The organism is Rhodovulum sp. BSW8, from assembly GCF_003314725.1.
Lineage (GTDB): Bacteria > Pseudomonadota > Alphaproteobacteria > Rhodobacterales > Rhodobacteraceae > Rhodovulum > Rhodovulum visakhapatnamense.
Genome location: NZ_QNVX01000036.1, coordinates 85,672 through 103,203, shown reverse-complemented (window position 1 = coordinate 103,203; position 17,532 = coordinate 85,672). Strand labels below are relative to the sequence as shown.

At 68.0% G+C, this 17,532-nt stretch carries 16 protein-coding genes; 10 read left to right on the top strand and 6 right to left on the bottom strand.

Annotation, left to right across the window (positions count from 1 at the left end):
• Positions 1 to 94: 94 nt before the first annotated feature.
• A complete protein-coding gene (gene catB / locus DSD19_RS14650; RefSeq protein WP_113670118.1) occupies positions 95 to 727 on the bottom strand; it encodes a type B chloramphenicol O-acetyltransferase in 633 nt (210 codons plus the stop codon).
• Between the two features lie 318 nt (positions 728 to 1,045).
• On the opposite strand from catB, the gene DSD19_RS14645 reads away from it, so the two are divergent.
• Positions 1,046 to 1,285, top strand: a complete 240-nt coding sequence (locus tag DSD19_RS14645; protein WP_075784310.1) for a GlsB/YeaQ/YmgE family stress response membrane protein — start codon at positions 1,046 to 1,048, stop codon at positions 1,283 to 1,285.
• Positions 1,286 to 1,287: 2 nt separating this feature from the next.
• Here DSD19_RS14645 and DSD19_RS14640 read toward each other — a convergent pair whose 3' ends face one another.
• On the bottom strand, positions 1,288 to 2,334 hold the full coding sequence (locus tag DSD19_RS14640) for an FAD-binding oxidoreductase (protein WP_113670117.1): 1,047 nt from the start codon (positions 2,332 to 2,334) through the stop codon (positions 1,288 to 1,290).
• Between the two features lie 50 nt (positions 2,335 to 2,384).
• Between DSD19_RS14640 and mnmD the strand changes: the two genes are divergently transcribed.
• The 3 genes from mnmD (at position 2,385) to DSD19_RS14625 (ending at position 6,002) form a co-directional block, all read left to right on the top strand.
• Positions 2,385 to 3,059 carry a tRNA (5-methylaminomethyl-2-thiouridine)(34)-methyltransferase MnmD gene (gene mnmD, locus DSD19_RS14635; protein WP_113670229.1) on the top strand — a complete coding sequence of 225 codons (675 nt, stop codon included), beginning with the start codon at positions 2,385 to 2,387 and terminating at the stop codon, positions 3,057 to 3,059.
• Positions 3,060 to 3,069: 10 nt separating this feature from the next.
• Positions 3,070 to 3,942, top strand: coding sequence for a DMT family transporter (locus DSD19_RS14630; RefSeq protein WP_113670116.1), 873 nt, complete (start codon positions 3,070 to 3,072; stop codon positions 3,940 to 3,942).
• Positions 3,943 to 4,202: 260 nt separating this feature from the next.
• On the top strand, positions 4,203 to 6,002 hold the full coding sequence (locus tag DSD19_RS14625) for an NAD(P)/FAD-dependent oxidoreductase (RefSeq protein ID WP_113670115.1): 1,800 nt from the start codon (positions 4,203 to 4,205) through the stop codon (positions 6,000 to 6,002).
• A 27-nt stretch (positions 6,003 to 6,029) separates the two neighbouring features.
• Here DSD19_RS14625 and DSD19_RS14620 read toward each other — a convergent pair whose 3' ends face one another.
• Positions 6,030 to 7,955 carry a lytic transglycosylase domain-containing protein gene (locus DSD19_RS14620; RefSeq protein WP_113670114.1) on the bottom strand — a complete coding sequence of 642 codons (1,926 nt, stop codon included), beginning with the start codon at positions 7,953 to 7,955 and terminating at the stop codon, positions 6,030 to 6,032.
• Positions 7,956 to 8,133: 178 nt separating this feature from the next.
• Here DSD19_RS14620 and dapA point away from each other — a divergent pair, with 178 nt between their 5' ends.
• Together dapA and DSD19_RS14610 are read left to right on the top strand one after the other, a co-directional pair.
• Positions 8,134 to 9,009: a 4-hydroxy-tetrahydrodipicolinate synthase gene (gene dapA / locus DSD19_RS14615; RefSeq protein ID WP_075784306.1), complete on the top strand. Its 876-nt coding sequence runs from the start codon at positions 8,134 to 8,136 to the stop codon at positions 9,007 to 9,009.
• 29 nt (positions 9,010 to 9,038) lie between these two features.
• Positions 9,039 to 9,494 (top strand): TrmO family methyltransferase, encoded by a 456-nt coding sequence (locus DSD19_RS14610; RefSeq protein ID WP_243628009.1) that lies wholly within the window; start codon positions 9,039 to 9,041, stop codon positions 9,492 to 9,494.
• Between the two features lie 3 nt (positions 9,495 to 9,497).
• Here DSD19_RS14610 and DSD19_RS14605 read toward each other — a convergent pair whose 3' ends face one another.
• Complete coding sequence (locus tag DSD19_RS14605) at positions 9,498 to 9,977, bottom strand: DUF4399 domain-containing protein (RefSeq protein WP_113670113.1); 480 nt, start codon at positions 9,975 to 9,977, stop codon at positions 9,498 to 9,500.
• A gap of 575 nt (positions 9,978 to 10,552) precedes the next feature.
• Between DSD19_RS14605 and smpB the strand changes: the two genes are divergently transcribed.
• From smpB to DSD19_RS14590, 3 genes are all read left to right on the top strand, one after another.
• Positions 10,553 to 11,029 (top strand): SsrA-binding protein SmpB, encoded by a 477-nt coding sequence (gene smpB / locus DSD19_RS14600; protein WP_075787445.1) that lies wholly within the window; start codon positions 10,553 to 10,555, stop codon positions 11,027 to 11,029.
• A 69-nt stretch (positions 11,030 to 11,098) separates the two neighbouring features.
• Complete coding sequence (gene sseA / locus DSD19_RS14595; protein ID WP_075784305.1) at positions 11,099 to 11,971, top strand: 3-mercaptopyruvate sulfurtransferase; 873 nt, start codon at positions 11,099 to 11,101, stop codon at positions 11,969 to 11,971.
• The gene (locus DSD19_RS14590) at positions 11,965 to 13,149 is read left to right on the top strand and encodes an amino acid aminotransferase (protein WP_113670112.1); all 1,185 of its coding nucleotides are present in this window, start codon (positions 11,965 to 11,967) and stop codon (positions 13,147 to 13,149) included. The genes sseA and DSD19_RS14590 overlap by 7 nt, the downstream gene beginning before the upstream one ends.
• Before the next feature lie 88 nt (positions 13,150 to 13,237).
• Here DSD19_RS14590 and DSD19_RS14585 read toward each other — a convergent pair whose 3' ends face one another.
• Together DSD19_RS14585 and DSD19_RS14580 are read right to left on the bottom strand one after the other, a co-directional pair.
• On the bottom strand, positions 13,238 to 14,587 hold the full coding sequence (locus tag DSD19_RS14585; RefSeq protein ID WP_113670111.1) for an ammonium transporter: 1,350 nt from the start codon (positions 14,585 to 14,587) through the stop codon (positions 13,238 to 13,240).
• A gap of 33 nt (positions 14,588 to 14,620) precedes the next feature.
• A complete protein-coding gene (locus tag DSD19_RS14580; RefSeq protein WP_075784302.1) occupies positions 14,621 to 14,959 on the bottom strand; it encodes a P-II family nitrogen regulator in 339 nt (112 codons plus the stop codon).
• Between the two features lie 261 nt (positions 14,960 to 15,220).
• Here DSD19_RS14580 and DSD19_RS14575 point away from each other — a divergent pair, with 261 nt between their 5' ends.
• Positions 15,221 to 17,455: a transglycosylase domain-containing protein gene (locus DSD19_RS14575; RefSeq protein WP_075787444.1), complete on the top strand. Its 2,235-nt coding sequence runs from the start codon at positions 15,221 to 15,223 to the stop codon at positions 17,453 to 17,455.
• The last annotated feature ends 77 nt before the right edge of the window (positions 17,456 to 17,532 follow it).

Sequence of the window (17,532 nt, the reverse complement as noted above, 5' to 3'; positions counted from 1 at the left end):
CAACCCCGCCGGGCGCAAGGCGCGCATCGCTGCTGGCCCATGCCAAGGCCCCGCAGCGCAGGACCCAATGCACAAGACCCGTGCCATCCGCGCCTCAGGCCCGGATATGCGTCTTCCAATGCAGGTAAAGCCCTTCGACATCGCCGCTTGTCAGCATCGGCATCGCATCCCTCAACTGGTCCTCGGACCAGTCCCACCACCGCATCTCCTGCAGAAGACCGACGATCCTGGCCTCGAACCTCTTGCGGAGGGTCCGGGCCGGGTTGCCCGCCACGATTGCATAGGGTTCGACATCGCGGGTCACCACCGCACGGGTGCCGATCACGGCGCCGTCGCCGATCGTCAGCCCCGGCAGCACGATCGCCTCGGCCCCGATCCAGACATCATTGCCGATGACCGTGTCCCCGGCCGGACGATAGCCGTTCCGGGCCCCGCCGAAGGCCTCGACCTCCGACATCCAGTAGAAGGGAAAGGTGCTGATCCAGTCGCTCCGATGGCCCTGATTGCCCGCCATGATGAAGGCCGCTCCGGTTCCGATCGAACAGAAGCTGCCGACAAGAAGGCGGTCGACGCCCTCGTCAGGCAGCAGGTACCGGGCACAGTCATCGAAGCTGTGCCCATGGTAGTAGCCCGAATAATAGCTGTATTTTCCGACCTTGATGTTCGGGTTGGTCACCTGACGGTCAAGCGTGATCCCCCGGAAGGGGTTTTCAAAGACGTTTTCCATGTGCCGTTCCCTGAATGAATGGGACATACGCGCATACGCGCAGACAGCCCTGTCGCCGGTCGCGACGGGCCATGGCCCTGCGTCGAAGCGCAAGGCGTCATTCAGATGGTTCGGTCGGCCGACTTCACGGCATGCCCCTGGAACGCTGAAACAGACACGGCCCCAAGCATAGATGATCCGCGATAGCGCGCAAGCTGACGGGCGCGGGCGGCGGCGCCGTCAGGGCCGCATCGGGAAGGGATATGCCGTTCTGACCGAAATCCTGTGCCCGACCGGTCTGCTCTGGCAAAAACTCCCGTCACGCCCCATATTCACGGCATGGGCATGGTCTTTCTTCTCATCGTCGGCGCAGCAGCCGGTTTTCTGGCCACCAGGATCATGCGGGTCGAGGCCGATGTGCTGACCACCGTCGCGCTGGGCGTGCTGGGCGCGCTGATCGGCGGGGTCCTGATCCGCATTCTTCTGACCATCACCGGCGCGATGGCGGGACTGGTGGGGGCGGTGCTGGGCGCAATGGCACTGATCTGGGCCTACCAGACCTATATCGGGCGGCGCTGAGGCTAGAGGCTCGCCTCGACCCGGAAGCCTTCGGGAATGTCGTCCCGGCCCTCCAGCACCAGCGCGGCCATCAGCTCGCCCACCTTCGGCGCCAGCCCGATACCGATCTTGAAGCCGCCATTGGCCACGAACTGTCCCGTCCGCCCGGGCCAGCGCCCCAGCATCGGCGCGATGGTCCTGGCGCGCGGGCGCACGCCCGCCCAGCGCTCGATCACCTCGGCCCCCGCCAGCGCCGGACAGACCGCCCGGGCCCGGGCGATCACCGCATCGAGCCGCGCATCGGTGCTGTAGGGATCGTCGAACTCGCGTTCCGAGGTCGAACCGACGGCGACCGTGCCATCGGCATGGGGCACGATCAGCACGCCATCGGCATAGACCTGCGGCACCGCGCCTGCCTCATGGCCAAGGATCGCCGCCTGTCCCTTGACGCCGCTGCCGACCTGATGGCCCAGATCGGCCGACAGTTCAGCGAGCCCCGGATAGCCCGTGGCCCAGATCACCAGCCCCTCGAGCGGCCCCTCGGCACCGCAGGACACCTCGCCGCCCAAAGCACGGATCGCCTCGGCCAGCGCCGCGCAGGCGGCGCGCGGCGCGATCCGGGCCGACAGCGTGTCATGCACCAGCCAGCCAAAGGGCGTCTCGGGCACCAGGCCCTCAGCCTCGGCCGCCCGGATCACCCGCCAGGCGGCCTGCCCCCGCCAGAGCGTTTCGGCCTCGGCGGCGCGGGCCCTGGCGCGGGCCAGCGCCTTGTCGTCGGCAATCGGCTGATAGCGCCCAACCCGGCCATAGCCCGTGCACCGGCCGCTTGTCGCCTCGACCTCTGCCCAGAAGGCCCCGGCCGCGAGCAGGCTTTCGAACTGGAACTGCTTCTTGGGGTTCCACTGCTCGGGCACATGCGGGCTGAGCGCGCCGACCGGCGTGCCGCTGGCCCCGGCGCCGGGATGCGACCATTCGACGACGCGCACCCTTGCGCCCCGCCGCGCGCAGGCATAGGCCGAGGACAACCCGAATACCCCTGCCCCCATCACGGTCACGTCCACCGGTGCCATCGCGTCCGCCCTTCTGCCCTGACGAGTCCGCTCGCGGTCTAGGCGATCCGCTGCCCCAAGGCCAGCGGGCAGAGATCGACTGGCGCGAGGGCGGGGTGCCGGTCTCGGTCCGCTTCGACGATCCGTATTTCTCGATTGCCGACGGCCTTGCCGAGACCCGGCATGTCTTCCTTGCGGGCAACGGCCTGCCCGGCCGGTTTGTCCCCGGCTTTCACATCGCCGAGCTGGGCTTCGGCACCGGGCTGAACCTGCTGGCGGCGCTGATCGCCTGGCGTGCGGCCGGGGTGCCCGGGCCGCTACGCTTCACCAGCTTCGAGGCCTTCCCGATGGCCCCCGAGGCGATGGACCGCGCATTGCAAGCCTTCCCCGAGGCCCGCGCCGTGGCCGACCCGCTGATCGCCGCCTGGGCCGGGGGCGCCCGGCAGATCGAGACCGAAGACCTGCATGCCGAGATCGTCGAGGGCGATGCGCGCGAGACCCTGCCACGCTGGCAGGGACAGGCCGATGCCTGGTTTCTCGACGGCTTCTCGCCCGCGAAGAACCCCGAGCTCTGGTCGCCCGAGCTGATGGCCGAGGTCGCGCGCCACACCGCGCCCAATGGCACCGCCGCGACCTATACCGCGGCCGGGTTCGTCCGGCGCGGCCTGGCCGAGGCCGGGTTCGAGGTGACCCGCCAGCCCGGCTTCGGCCGCAAACGTCACATGACGACGGCCCGCATGAGATGACCGCCCGCCCATGACCCAGCAGAACACCCGGCTTGGCATCATGCTGATGATCGCCACGACCTTCGTCTTTTCGGCGCAGGACGTGCTGTCGCGGCATCTGGCCGATCTTTACAACATCCCGATGGTGGTGATGATCCGCTACTGGTTCTTCGCGGCCTTCGTGCTGGTGCTGGCGCGGCGCAACGCGGGCAGTCTGGCGGCGGCGGCGCGCACCCGGATGCCGGTGCTGCAGGCCCTGCGCGGGCTGGTGCTGGTGGCCGAGATCTGGGTGATGATCGCGGCCTTCACCCATCTCGGCCTGATCGAGAGCCATTCGGTCTTTGCCTCCTACCCGCTGATGGTGGCCGCGCTGTCGGGGCCGGTGCTGGGCGAGAAGGTCGGCTGGCGGCGCTGGACCGCGATCGGCGTGGGGTTCGTCGGCGTTCTGGTGATCCTCGCGCCGGGGGTGCGGGTCTTCTCGCCGCTGGCGCTGATCCCGCTGACCGCGGCCATCCTTTTCGCGGTGTACGGGCTGCTGACGCGTTATGTCGCCCGCGAGGACAGCGCCGCGACCAGCTTTTTCTGGACCGGGACGGCCGGGGCGGTCGCGGCCACCCTGGGCGGGGTCTGGAGCTGGGAGCCGATGACCGCCATCGACTGGGGCTTCATGGCCGGGCTGTGCGTGTCGGGCGCGCTGGGGCATTTCCTGCTGATCAAGACCTACGAGGTGGCCGAGGCCAGCGCGGTGCAGCCCTTCGCCTATCTGCAGCTTGTCTTCGCCTCGGTCTTCGGGCTGACCGTCTTCCACGAGACGCTGCGCGCCAACGTCGTGGCGGGCGCGGCCATCGTGGTGGGCGCGGGGCTCTTTACCGCCTGGCGCGAACGGGTGCGCGCCAGGCCGTAAGGCGCGCGGCGCGGCTGACGTCCTCCTTGCATCTTTCAGACCATGGTCTGGCTTGGCCCGAAGGGCTCCGGCCCCTAGCCTGTCGCCCAGGTCGATGAGGGAGGAGCCATGCGCGACATCGACCCCGATGCGGGAACCGCGCCGCTTTCGCGGTCAGGGATAGCTGCCCCGCATCCCGCGGCGGCAGGGGTCGCTTTGCGGCCCCCGGCCGAACGGCTCCTCCGAAGATCCGGAGAAACCGGAAGGAAGGGAGGAAACCAATGCTCGATACCACCAATGCAGACCGCGTCTCGGCGGTTCTCGCCGCGTTCGGAGACGCGCTCGAACAGGGCGACATCGACCGCGCGGTCGGGATGTTCACCGAGGATTGCTACTGGCGCGATATGGTCAGCTTCACCTGGAACATCCGCACCGTCGAAGGCCCGCAAGAGGTCGCCGCCATGCTGCGCGACCGGCTGGCCGCGACCGGGCCCAGAGGCTGGGAACTGGCCGAGGGCGAGATCCCGACCGAAGAGGACGGCATCACCACCGCCTGGGTCCGGTTCGAGACCGGGCTTGCCCGCGGCTACGGGCTGATCCGGCTGAAAGACGACCGGATCTGGACGCTGTTGACCACTATGGTCGAGCTGAAAGGCCATGAGGAACCGAAAGGCGTGAACCGGCCGCTGGGGGCAAAGCACGGCGCGGGCAAGGACCGCACCACCTGGAAGGAAGAGCGCGAGGCCGAAGACCAGGCGCTGGGGCGCACGGTGCAGCCCTATGTGCTGATCGTCGGCGGCGGACAGGGCGGCATCGCGCTGGGCGCGCGCCTCAGGATGCTGGGCGTGCCGACGATCATCGTCGAAAAGAACGACCGGCCCGGCGACAGCTGGCGCAAGCGCTACAAGTCGCTCTGCCTGCACGACCCCGTCTGGTACGACCACCTGCCCTATATCAAGTTCCCCGACACCTGGCCGGTGTTCAGCCCCAAGGACAAGATCGGCGACTGGCTGGAAATGTACACGAAGGTCATGGAGCTGACCTACTGGACCCGTTCGACCTGCACCTCGGCCAGCTATGACGAGACCGCGAAGGAATGGACGGTCACCGTCGATCGCGACGGCGAAGAGGTCGTGCTGCGCCCGCGCCAGCTGGTTCTGGCGACCGGCATGTCGGGCAAGCCCAACATCCCCGACTTTCCCGGGCGCGACACCTTCCGGGGCGATCAGCACCATTCCTCGCAGCATCCCGGCCCCGATGCCTATCGCGGCAAGTCCTGCGTGGTGATCGGGTCGAACAACTCGGCCCACGACATCGCCGCGGCCCTTTGGGAACATGACGCCAAGGTGACCATGGTGCAGCGGTCCTCGACCCATATCGTGCGCTCGGACACGCTGATGGAAATCGGGCTTGGCGGGCTTTATTCCGAACAGGCGGTGCAGGCGGGCATCACCACCGAAAAGGCCGACCTGATCTTCGCCTCGATCCCCTATGCCATCCTGCACGAATTCCAGATCCCGCTGTACGAACAGATGCACGAGCGCGACCGGGCCTTTTACGAGGCGCTGGAAAAGGCCGGGTTCTGGCTCGACTGGGGCGAGGACGGATCGGGGCTCTTCATGAAATACCTGCGCCGCGGGTCGGGCTATTACATCGACATCGGCGCGAGCCAGCTGATCATCGACGGCGAGATCGCGCTGAAACGCGGACAGGTGAGCGAGATCGTCGAGGATGGCGTCATGCTGGCGGACGGCACCCATCTGAAGGCCGATCTCATCGTCTATGCCACCGGCTACGGGTCGATGAACGGCTGGGCCGCCGACCTGATCGGGCAGGACGTCGCCGACAAGGTCGGCAAGTGCTGGGGGCTCGGGTCCGACACCACCAAGGACCCCGGCCCCTGGGAGGGCGAACAGCGCAACATGTGGAAACCCACCCGGCAGGAGGGGCTCTGGTTCCATGGCGGCAACCTGCACCAGTCGCGCCATTACTCGCAGTTCCTGGCGCTGCAGCTGAAAGCGCGGATGGAGGGCCTGCCGGTCGCGCCCTGGGGCGTGCCCGAGGTCCATCACCTGGGCTGAGACCCCGGGGGTCCTGAAGGCGGGCGCTCAGTTCGCCTTCAGCTCCTTCGACAGGGTGACGGCGCCGGTCTGGCCCGCCAGCCGCGCGCGGTAGATCGGCAGGGCCTCGGTCACCCGCATCACGTAATTCCGGGTCTCGGTGAAGGGGATCAGCTCGATCCAGTCGATCACGTCGACACCGGCCGCGCGCGGATCGCCCTGTTCGGACACCCAGCGATGCGCCCGGCTGGGCCCGGCATTGTAGGCCGCGGCGACCAGAACCGGGTTGGGCCCGAATTCCTCGACCAGATGCGCCAGATAGGCCGCGCCGAGACGGGCGTTATAGGACGGATCGGCGGTCAGGGCGGAACTGGAATAGCGCACCGACAGTTCGTCGGCCATCGCCTTGGCGGTGGTCGGCATCAGTTGCATCAGCCCCAGCGCCCCCGCGCCGCTGGCGACGGAGGGGTCGAACTCGCTTTCGCGGCGCACGATCGACAGCACCAGCTCGGTCGGCACCGGGTGCCGGGTGCGGGCGATCTCGGTCACCGGGAAATAGGCCTCGACCATGACATTGCCGGTCTCGGCCGCGGCCTTGGCGATGCGCAGCGCGACATGGTGGTCGTTCAGCTCCAGCGCCAGCCCGGCCAGCGCGCGCTGCCCGGCCGGATCGGCGCTTTCGGCCAGATGGGTCAGGAACATCTCGACCAGATTCTGTTCGCCCGCCTCGTGCAAAAGGAACGCGGCCGCAATCACCGAGCTGCGCGCGAAGGGCTGGGCGCGCCAGTCGGGGTAATAGTCATGCCCGGCCAGCGACGGGTCCATGGCGATGCCGCCGCGTTCGGCCGAGAGAAGCCCGTAAAAGCCGGTCTGGAACTGGGCGCCCATCGCATAGGCGGCGCGGGCCTCCTGGGGATGGCGCATCGCCTCCAGCGCCCGGCCCTCCCAGTAGCCCGCCCTGCCAAGGCTGATCGGGGTCCGGACCGCCGCCTCGAAAGCGCGGAAATGGGTCAGCGCGGTTTCGGGCCTGTCGAGGAAGCGCAGCGCGATGAAACCCGACAGCCATTCCAGCTCGGCATAGCTTGCGCCCGCGCTCAGATGGTGACGCGAGGCAAGCCGATAGGCAAGCTTCGGGTTGCCCTCGCGCAGCACCTGATGGGCATAGTACCGCCGCCACCCGGCCCAGAGCGCGGGGCGCCCGAGGCTTTGGGCCGACGCGCTGCGCTCGTCCAGAAGCGCGATGGCGTCCTCGCCCCGGCCCTTGCGGGTGCGCCACATGAAGCGTTCATAGGCAAGGCCCGGATCGTTGCGCAGCGAGGTCGGCACCGCCGCGATCCGGGCATCGACGCCCGGGTCCTGATTGCGCAGCGCGATCCGCGCCGCGGCAAGCTTTTGCCAGCCCTCGGGCACGAGGTTCAGCATCCGCCCGGCCGAGATGTCGTGCCCCTCCCACAACAGCGTGTCGAGCCGGGCCACGTGATGCGCGGCCAGCGTGCGGCCGAAGCGCGCCAGAAACGCCGATTGCGCCGCCTCGGACAGCGGCAGGGTCTGCCAGGCTGCCACCGCCGCCGCCCGGGCCTCGCCGGTCCGACCCAGCGCCGCCTCGGCCTCGACCAGCCGCAGCGCGCCCTCGCCGGTCACCGGGGCGCGGGCGCCGAAGAAGGCCACAACCGCCGCCGGATCGTCCCCGGCCGCGATGGCGCCCTCGCCCAAGGTCCGCACCTTGTCGAGCCCGGGCCAGTCGGGATTGCGCGCCAGAAAGGCGCGATAGTCCTCAAGGCTGGCCTCGCCCGCCCGCAGCCGCCGCCACTCGACGATGTCGAGCGCGACCTGACCGGCCGGACGGGCCAGTTGACGGGCCTCGGCCCAGCGGTCGGCGCGCACGGCAACCATGGCTCTGGAAAGGGCAGAGGGCTCGGCCGCGAGGACCGGAGCGGCCAGTGAAATCAGGAAAAGCAGGATCAGGGCGCGCATGTCGGGGCAGTGTCGGCTGGGGGCGATTGGCAAGGTCTCACGCAGCGGTCTATGCGGGCAATTCACAAACTTGGCAACGGGCGGCCGGCGCTATAGGGTCCGGCGCGCTGCGCGGGCGCACGACTCGCGCCAAGGCTATCAGAACAGGCCATCGAACACAGATGAAAAGGAGCGTGTCATGATAAAAGGGTCCCTTCCAGCCCTGGTGACGCCGTTCAAGGACGGCGCCGTGGATTTCGACACGCTCAAGCGTCTGGTCGACTGGCACCTTGCCGAAGGCAGCCATGGCTTCGTCCCGGTGGGCACCACCGGCGAAAGCCCCACGCTCAGCCATGCCGAACATGAGGCGGTGATCGAGGCGGTGGTCAAGACCGTCGACGGCCGCGTGCCGGTGGTGGCGGGCGCGGGCTCGAACAACACCGCCGAGGCGGTGCGCTTCATGCAATATGCCGAAAAGGTCGGCGCCGATGCCGCGCTGGTGGTCACGCCCTATTACAACAAGCCGACCCAGGCGGGCATGATCGCGCATTTCACGACGCTGCACGACTGCTGCGAGTTGCCGATCATCATCTATAACATCCCCGGCCGGTCGGTGGTCGACATGACCCCCGAGACCATGGGCGAACTGGCGAAGCTGCCGCGCATCATCGGCGTCAAGGACGCGACCGGCGATCTGTCGCGGGTGCCGAAGCAGCGGATCACCTGCGGCCCCGACTTCCTGCAGCTGTCGGGCGAGGACGGCACCGCGCTGGGGTTCAACGCCCATGGCGGGCGGGGCTGCATCTCGGTCACCGCGAACGTGGCGCCCCGGCTTTGCGCCGAGTTCCAGGAGGCGACGCTGGCCGGCGACTATGGCAAGGCGCTGGAGCTGCAGGACCGGCTGATGCCGCTGCATATCGCGATCTTCCTCGAACCGGGCGTGGCCGGGGCGAAATACGCGCTGTCGCGGCTGGGCAAATGCAGCGAAGAGGTCCGCTCGCCGCTGGTCGGGCTGACCCAGGGCACCAAGGACCGGATCGACGCCGCCATGCGGCATGCCGGGCTTCTGAACTGAGCGGGCCGGACGGGCTGCGTCCCGGCGAGGTGGCGGCCGGGGATCTCGGCCCCGCCGACGGTCCGGCGCTGCGCGTCATCGGCCGGGCGCGGACGCCCTGGGGCCCCGAAGACTGCCCCAAGAATATCGGCCGGGCGCGCGAACGGAGCGCGCCCGCCCATCTGGAACTGGACCCCGCCTTCGCCCCGGCGCTGAGGGGGCTTGCGGTCGGTCAGCCGGTGATTGTGCTGTACTGGATGGACCGGGCGCGCCGCGACCTGCTGGTGCAGGCGCCGCGCCATGTGGACGGCCCGCGCGGGACCTTCGCGCTGCGCTCGCCCAACCGGCCCAATACCATCAGCCAGTCGACGGTGACCATCACCGCGCTCGATCTGGACGCCGGGCGGGTAACCGTCGACGCGCTCGACTGCTTCGACGGCACCCCACTGATCGACATCAAGCCCTGGCTTGCGTCGGTCGACCTGCCGCCGGGAACGGCTGATTAGGGCCTACTCGACCATCACCTCGATCGGCTCTGACATGACCGGCGGATCGTGGGGCACGTGGTTCGCGTCGCCCAAAAGCAGCCAGAGCGTATGCGGACCGGGGGCGAGCTCGATCGTGGTTTCGGTCTGACCGCCGCCGAAATGGATGTGATGGTCGTCTGCCGGAACCGCCTGCGAGAAATCGAAGCCCTCTTGCGGCGCGTCGACGATCAGGTGGTGATGGCCGCTGGCGGGCGCGTCGGTGCCGGCCGGCACCACCTCCATGCCCTCGATGCCGAAGACGACCGACAGCGGCGAGGACACCGTGGCGCCATCTTCAGCACTGACGATGAACACCCGCGCACCGTCGGGCGAGGGCGTCCGGTGGTCATCGGCCAAAGCCGGAACCGCCAGCGCCGTCAGCGCGGCAAATGCCAGGGACGGAACCAGACAAGAGACCGCGAACGGCTTGGCTGGGGACAGAGTGGCGGGGCGAGCGTACATGGGGTCCTCCCTTCCTGTGCATGCCTGCGGGGCTGTCCGGTCGCCCGGACCGGCCCCGGTCACGAGCTAGCCCGGACCGGCACCGGATCAATCCGGCGTGCAATCGGGGAGGCTGGAGGAAACCCCTGGGGCGCACCGGTCACACCAACCGAAGTCACCATTCACGTGGTGCGCCCCAAGTAACATTGCACTTGCTACAGGCCAGATACGCGGCCCTTCACACAGGATCGGTAACCACACGTCGATCCATGTCCGCGATATGGCGCCTCGATTCGGACCGCAGTCGGGAAGAATTATGATCAAATTTGATATGTCTTCGACGGACCGACAAACCTGACCCAAGGTCACTTTGGGCAACCGTTTCCGCCAGAGCCCGCAGCCGCGGGCCGGGGCGCCGTTTCGGGCGTTGAGGCCCCGAGTCCGTTTCGGCTGCGGAAACTGTGACGCTGCCCCGATGTTGCCACAATTGCACCGCGCAATTCCGAAACGCTGCGTTTCGCGAAATGCAACAGAAGCCGCGGCCGAGGGCGGGCGCCCTTTCATGGCGGCGCGCGATGGCCTATATCGCCTCCACCATGGCCAATGCGAAGTCAGACCCGAACTACAAGGTGATCGCCGAGAACCGGCGGGCCCGCTACGATTACGCGATCGAGGACGACCTCGAATGCGGGATCATGCTGCAGGGCTCCGAGGTCAAGTCGCTGCGCGAAAACGGCGCCAATATCGCCGAAAGCTATGCCTCGGTCGAAGAGGGCGAGCTGTGGCTGATCAACGGCTATGTCCCGCCCTTCGAACAGGCCCGCACCTGGGGCCATGAGGAACGCCGCAAGCGCAAGCTTCTGGTCAGCCGCAAGGAAATGGCGCGGCTCTGGTCCGACACCCAGCGCAAGGGCTACACGCTGGTGCCGCTGGTGCTGTACTTCAACCACAAGGGGCTGGTGAAGCTGAAGATCGGCATCGCCAAGGGCAAGAAGACCCAGGACAAGCGGGAAACCGAAGCCAAGCGCGACTGGCAGCGCCAGAAGGCCCGGCTTTTGAAGGATCACGGCTGACACCCGCCTTGCCTCGGCAGGGGCGCCGTTCTAAGGGAAACGGTGTCTGCGCAGCCGGAGGGGGAGGTCATGAGCTACGACGATCCGAAAACGCTGGTCTCGACGGACTGGCTTGCGGCGCATCTGAACGATCCCGATCTGAGGATCCTCGATGCGTCCTGTCGGCCGGTCTTTGCCACCGACACCCCGCGCGATCCCCGTGCCGAGTATCAGGCGGCCCATATTCCCGGCGCGCGCTTCTTCGATATCGACGAGATCGCCGATCAGCGCTCGGACCTGCCGCACATGGCGCCGCCGCCCGAGAAGTTCATCAGCCGCCTGCGTGCCATGGGCGTGGGCGACGGCCATCAGGTGGTGGTCTATGACAGCGCGGGCCTGTTCTCGGCCGCCCGGGTCTGGTGGACCTTCCGGCTGATGGGCAAGACCGATATCGCGGTGCTGGATGGCGGCTTTCCGAAATGGCGGGCCGAAGAGCGCCCGGTCGAGGACCTGCCGCCGATGGTGCGCGACCGCCACATGACGGTGCAGCGCCAGGCCGGGCTGGTCAAGGACGTGACCCAGGTCGCGGCCGCCTCGAAGCTTGGCGATTACGAGATCGTCGATGCCCGCGGGACCGCGCGCTTCGAGGGCAAGGACCCGGAACCGCGGCCGGGGCTGCGCTCGGGCCATATTCCCGGCTCGAAGAATGTGCCCTTCGCCAGCCTGCTGAATGCCGATGCGACGATGAAAAGCCCCGAGGCGCTGAAAGCCGTGTTCGAGGCCGCCGGGGTCGACCTGCGCAAGCCGGTCATCACCTCCTGCGGCTCGGGCGTGACCGCCGCCATCCTCAGCCTCGCGCTCGAGGTGATCGGGCATCGCAACCATTCGCTCTATGACGGCTCGTGGTCGGAATGGGGCATGTACGGAGACCTTCCGGTCGAAACGGGACCTGCACGATGCTGAACCGACTTTCCCCGCAATCCCCCGACAAGATCATCGGGCTGATGCAGCAGTTCCGCGCCGATCCGCGCGCGGACAAGATCGACCTCGGCGTCGGCGTCTACCGCGACGCCGAGGGCCGGACCCCGGTGATGCGGGCGGTCAAGGCGGCGGAAGAGACCCTGTGGCGGACCCAGGACAGCAAGGGCTATGTGGGCATCGAGGGCGATCCGGCCTTTCTCGACGCGATCCGGACGCTGGTGCTGGGCGAGGCCGTGCCTGCGGGCCGCGTCGCCGCGGTGGCGACGCCCGGCGGCACCGGCGCAGTGCGGCAGGCGCTGGAGCTGGTGCGGCTGGCCGACCGCACCGCGCGGGTCTTCATTCCGGCGCCGTCCTGGCCGAACCACGCCGCCATCGTGAATTTCCTCGGGCTCGGGGAAGTCGCCTACCGCTACTACGACGCCGAGGCGCATGCGCTCGACGTTTCGGGCCTTCTGGCCGATCTCGAGACCAGCGGCCCGGGCGATGTGGTGATCCTGCATGGCTGCTGTCACAACCCCACCGGCGCCGAGCTGGCGCTGGCGGACTGGGCCGCCATTGCCGAGGTCCTGAGCCGCACCGGCGCGCTGCCGCTGGTCGATCTGGCCTATCTGGGCTTCGGCAACGGTCTTGAGGCCGATGCCGCCGGGCTGCGGCTTCTGGCCGGGGCGCTGCCCGAGATGCTGGTCTCGGTCAGCTGTTCGAAGAATTTCGGGCTGTACCGCGAACGCGTGGGGGCGGTGCTGGCGCTGACCCCGGACGCGCCCGCGCGCGAGCTGGTGCGCGGCAACCTGTCGAACCTCAACCGCCAGAACTTCGCCTTCCCGCCCGATCACGGCGCCCGCGTGGTGACCGCGATCCTGGGCGATGCCGAGCTTCGGGCCGACTGGGCGGCCGAGCTGGAGACCATGCGCACCCGGATCGAAACCCTGCGCCGGACGCTGGCCGACCGGCTGCGCGAAACCAGCGGCTCGGACCGCTTTGCCTTCCTCGCCGGGCAGAAGGGGCTGTTCTCGCTGATCGGCGCGACGCCGGACCAGGTCGCCGCGATGCGCGAGACCCATGGCGTCTATGTGGTCGGCGACGGGCGGATCAACCTTGCCGGTCTGTCGGAAACCAATATCCCGAAAGTGGCCGAGGCGATGCTGGCCGCGGGCCTCTAGCCCGCCCCGTCCAGCGCGGCACGGGCATAAAAGGAAACGGCGGGGAAACTTCCCCGCCGTTCGCGTTTTTGAGGACCGGGGCCCCGGTTCAGCTGTGGTAGGCCGACTCGCCATGGCTGGTGAGGTCGAGGCCCTGACGTTCGCTGTCGGTATCGACCCGCAGGCCGACGATCATGTCGACGATCTTGTAGGCGATCACCGAAACCACACCGCACCACACGATGGTGACCAGCACGGCCTCGGCCTGAATGATCGTCTGACCGATGGTCGAGTAGTCCTCGCCGCCCTGTCCGCCGAACATCGAGCCGCCGAAGAGGCCGGTGCCCAGCGCGCCGACGATGCCGCCGATGCCGTGCACGCCGAACACGTCCAGCGCGTCGTCATAGCCGAACTTGGCTTTCACGGTCGCCACGAAGAAGTAGCAGATCGGCGACACGATCAGGCCCAGCAGGATCGCACCGATCGGACCCAGCTGGCCGCAGGCCGGGGTGATGGCCACGAGGCCCGCAACCATGCCCGAAGCGGCGCCCAGCATCGAGGCCTTGCCGCGGGTCAGCGCCTCGACGGCCGACCAGGACAGGATCGCGGCGGCGGTGGCGACGAAGGTGTTGATGAAGGGCAGGCCGGTGAAGCCGTTGGCTTCGAGGTTGGACCCGGCGTTGAAGCCGAACCAGCCGACCCACAGCATCGAGGCCCCGACCATGGTCAGCGTCATCGAATGGGGCGCCATGTTCTCTTTGCCAAGCCCGATGCGGGGGCCGACCATGATGGCACCGACCAGCGCCGCGATCCCGGCGTTGATGTGGACCACGGTCCCGCCGGCGAAGTCCAGCGCACCAAGGTTGAACAGCAGGCCCGCGCCGTCCCAGACCATGTGGGCCACCGGGAAGTAGCAGAAGGTCGTCCAGATCGCGATGAAGAGCAGCACGGCCGAAAATTTCATCCGCTCGGCGAAGGCGCCGACGATCAGCGCGGGCGTGATGACGGCAAAGGTCATCTGGAACGCGATGAACACATATTCCGGGATCACCACGCCATCGGTGAAGGTCGCGGCGGTCGAATCGACGGTGACGCCCGACAGGAACAGTTTGCCGAAACCGCCCCAGAACGGCGAGCTGCTGCCGCCGAAGGCGAAGGAATAGCCCCAGAACACCCAGATCACCATCATCATCGCGGTGATCAGCGTGCACTGCATCAGGACCGACAGCATGTTCTTCTGACGCACCAGGCCGCCGTAGAACAGCGCCAGGCCCGGCATGGTCATGAACAGAACCAGGATCGTCGCGGTCATCATCCAGGCGGTGTCGCCCTTGTCCATGATCGGCGCGGCTTCGGCGGCGGCCTCGACGGCCGTGGCGGCATCCTGTGCCAGCGCCGGAAGCGCCGCGGCCGTCGCGGTCAACGCCGCCAGGCCGAGAATATGTTTGATATTCGCCATTTTCGTTGTCTCTCTATCCCTGATACGTCCGCGTCACACCGCGTCTTCGTTGGTTTCGCCGGTCCGGACACGCACCGCCTGGTTCACGTCCAGCACGAAAATCTTGCCGTCGCCGATCTTGTCGGTCTTGGCGGTCTTGGCGATCGTCTCGACGACCTGATCGGCCATGGCCGAGGTCACGACGATTTCGAGTTTCACTTTCGGAACGAAGTTCACGGCATATTCCGCACCGCGGTAGATCTCGGTGTGACCGGACTGCGAGCCGAAGCCCTTGATCTCGGTCACCATCATGCCGCGCACGCCGATTGCAGTGAGGGCTTCCCTCACTTCCTCCAGCTTGAACGGCTTGATTGCAGCAATGATGAGTTTCACGTTGTGCCCCTTCCGTTGAGCAGGTGACCCCTGCGGGTTTTCACAGCGGCAAGGAAGGGCCGCGAAGCCCACCCGACACAAGCGGATCGAGGTCAGGAACCGGGCGTGAGGCGGGCGATAATGCACAATTTTTGCACAGATATGCATCTCCGCTGGAATTTCGGGCATTCTGAAAACCCGCCGCGCGACGCCTTCGACCTCCACAATCCGGCGCGCGCGCGATATGGTTCGGGCAAAAGGCAGACGAGGCAGTCGACGGAAATGGGCAGCACGGGACGCAGGCCGCCGCCCCTGGTGGCGGATCGGCGCTATCCGAAGAAAACCGCGCGCAAGGCGCAGCCGAGCGGCCGCAAGCCCCGGACCCGCAGCGGCGGGGGCAGCGGCGGCGGACGGCGGGGCGGGCGCGCACGGCGCGGAAACCCGCTTGTTCGCGCGATCTCGGGCCTGTTCCGCGGGCTGTTCCGGTCGCTTCTGGGCACGGCGGTGCGGCTGGCACTGCTGGGCGTGGTCGCGATCGGCTGCGGGGTCTTCTATTTCCAGCAGCAACTGCCCGAGATGACGGCGCTTCTGGACGGACGCAACCGCGGTTCGGTCACCCTGCTCGACCGCGACGGCAAGGTCTTCGCCTGGCGCGGCGAACAGTTCGGCGGCCAGATCACCGCCACAACCGTTGCGCCCGCCCTGAAGAACGCCGTGGTCGCGACCGAAGATCGCCGCTTCTACCGCCATTTTGGGATCAGTCCGCGCGGCATCGCCGGCGCGATTCGCATCAACCTGGCCGAGGGGCGCGGCCCGCTGTCCGGCAATGGCGGGTCCACCATCACCCAGCAGACCGCCAAGCTGCTGTGCCTCGGCGTGCCCTACGATTCGAAGACCTGGAAGACCGAGGCCGCCTACGAGGCCGACTGCCGCCGCACCACGCTTGGCCGGAAGATCAAGGAAGCCCTCTACGCGATGGCGATGGAGGTGAAATATTCCAAGGACGAGATCCTGACGATCTACCTCAACCGCGCCTATCTGGGCGCGGGCACGCGCGGCTTCGAGGCCGCCGCCCAGCGCTATTTCGGCAAGTCCGCGAACCAGGTCAACGTCTCGGAGGCGGCGATGCTGGCGGGGCTTCTGAAGGCCCCCACGACCTATGCGCCCACCAACAACCTGCAACGCTCGCGCGACCGGGCCAACCTGATCATCGGGCTGATGCAGGACCAAGATTACATCACGCCGAAACAGGCCGCCATCGCCAAGGCCAACCCGGCGAAGCTGTCCGAAGCCGCCGAGTCGCGCGCGGGCGGGTATTTCGCCGACTGGGTGATGGGCGCGGGCCCCGATTTCCTGACCCGCGACACCACCGAGGACGTGATCATCCGCACCACCTTCGATGCGCGCATCCAGAAGGCGGCCGAGGACGCGCTGAAGGAGGTGTTCGAGACCAAGGTCAAGGACGGCTCGAAGGCCGAGGCCGCGATCATCGTGATGTCGGCCGACGGCGCGGTCCGGGCCATGGTCGGCGGGCGCCAGACCGCGGTCGGCGGGTTCAACCGCGCGACCATGGCGCTCCGCCAGACCGGGTCGTCGTTCAAGCCTTTCGTCTATGCCGCGGCGCTCGATCTGGGCTACACCCCGAACGCGACCGTGGTGGACGAGCCCTATACCATCAACGTGCCGGGCTCGGGCCCCTATTCGCCCGACAATTACGACCACAAGTTCCGCGGCCGCGTGACCCTGACCGAGGCGCTGCAGCATTCGCTGAACATTCCGGCGGTCAAGGTGTCCGAGGCGGTGGGCCGCGAGAACGTGCGCCGCATCGCCCATGACTTCGGGCTTCAGGCCGATCTGGCCGCGGGCCCGGCTTTGGCGCTGGGGGCCTCTGAATCGACCCTGATCAACATGACCGGCGCCTATGCAGGCATCCTCAACGGCGGATCCAGCGTGACCCCCTATGGCCTGACCGAGCTGCGGCTGAAGGGCGATGACACGCCGCTGATGGGTCAGGAGGGCGGCATGGGCGAACGGGTGATCTCCGAACGCGCCGCCCAAAGCCTCGTCTACATGATGTGGCGCGCGGTCGAGGCGGGCACCGGCCACCGGGCCAAGCTTTCCGACCGGCAGGTCGCGGGCAAGACCGGCACCACCTCGGCGGCGCGCGATGCCTGGTTCATCGGCTTTTCGGCCGATTACGTGGCCGGGGTCTGGATGGGCTATGACGACAACACGCCGTTGAAGGGCGTGACCGGCGGCGGCCTGCCCGCCGAGATCTGGCATGAAGCCATGGTCCGCGTCCACGAGGGCGTGCCACCCCGGCCGCTGCCGATGCTGCTGCCCGAAGAGGCGCCGCCGCCCGTCGCGGGCGAGCCCGGCTATCCGGGCCAGTCGGCCGGGCCAGGGACCGGCGGATGGGGCCAGCAACAGCCCGTGCAGGACAACCGCGACGACGGCGGCAATCTGGCCGAGAACATCCTGCGCAGCGTGCTGGGGGCGTTCGGGGCCCGAAATTGACCGAAGCACTTGACCGGCGGACCTGAACCGGGCCGCGCGGCTCTGGGTGGATGCCCAAGCGGCCGCCGCGCGTCGGG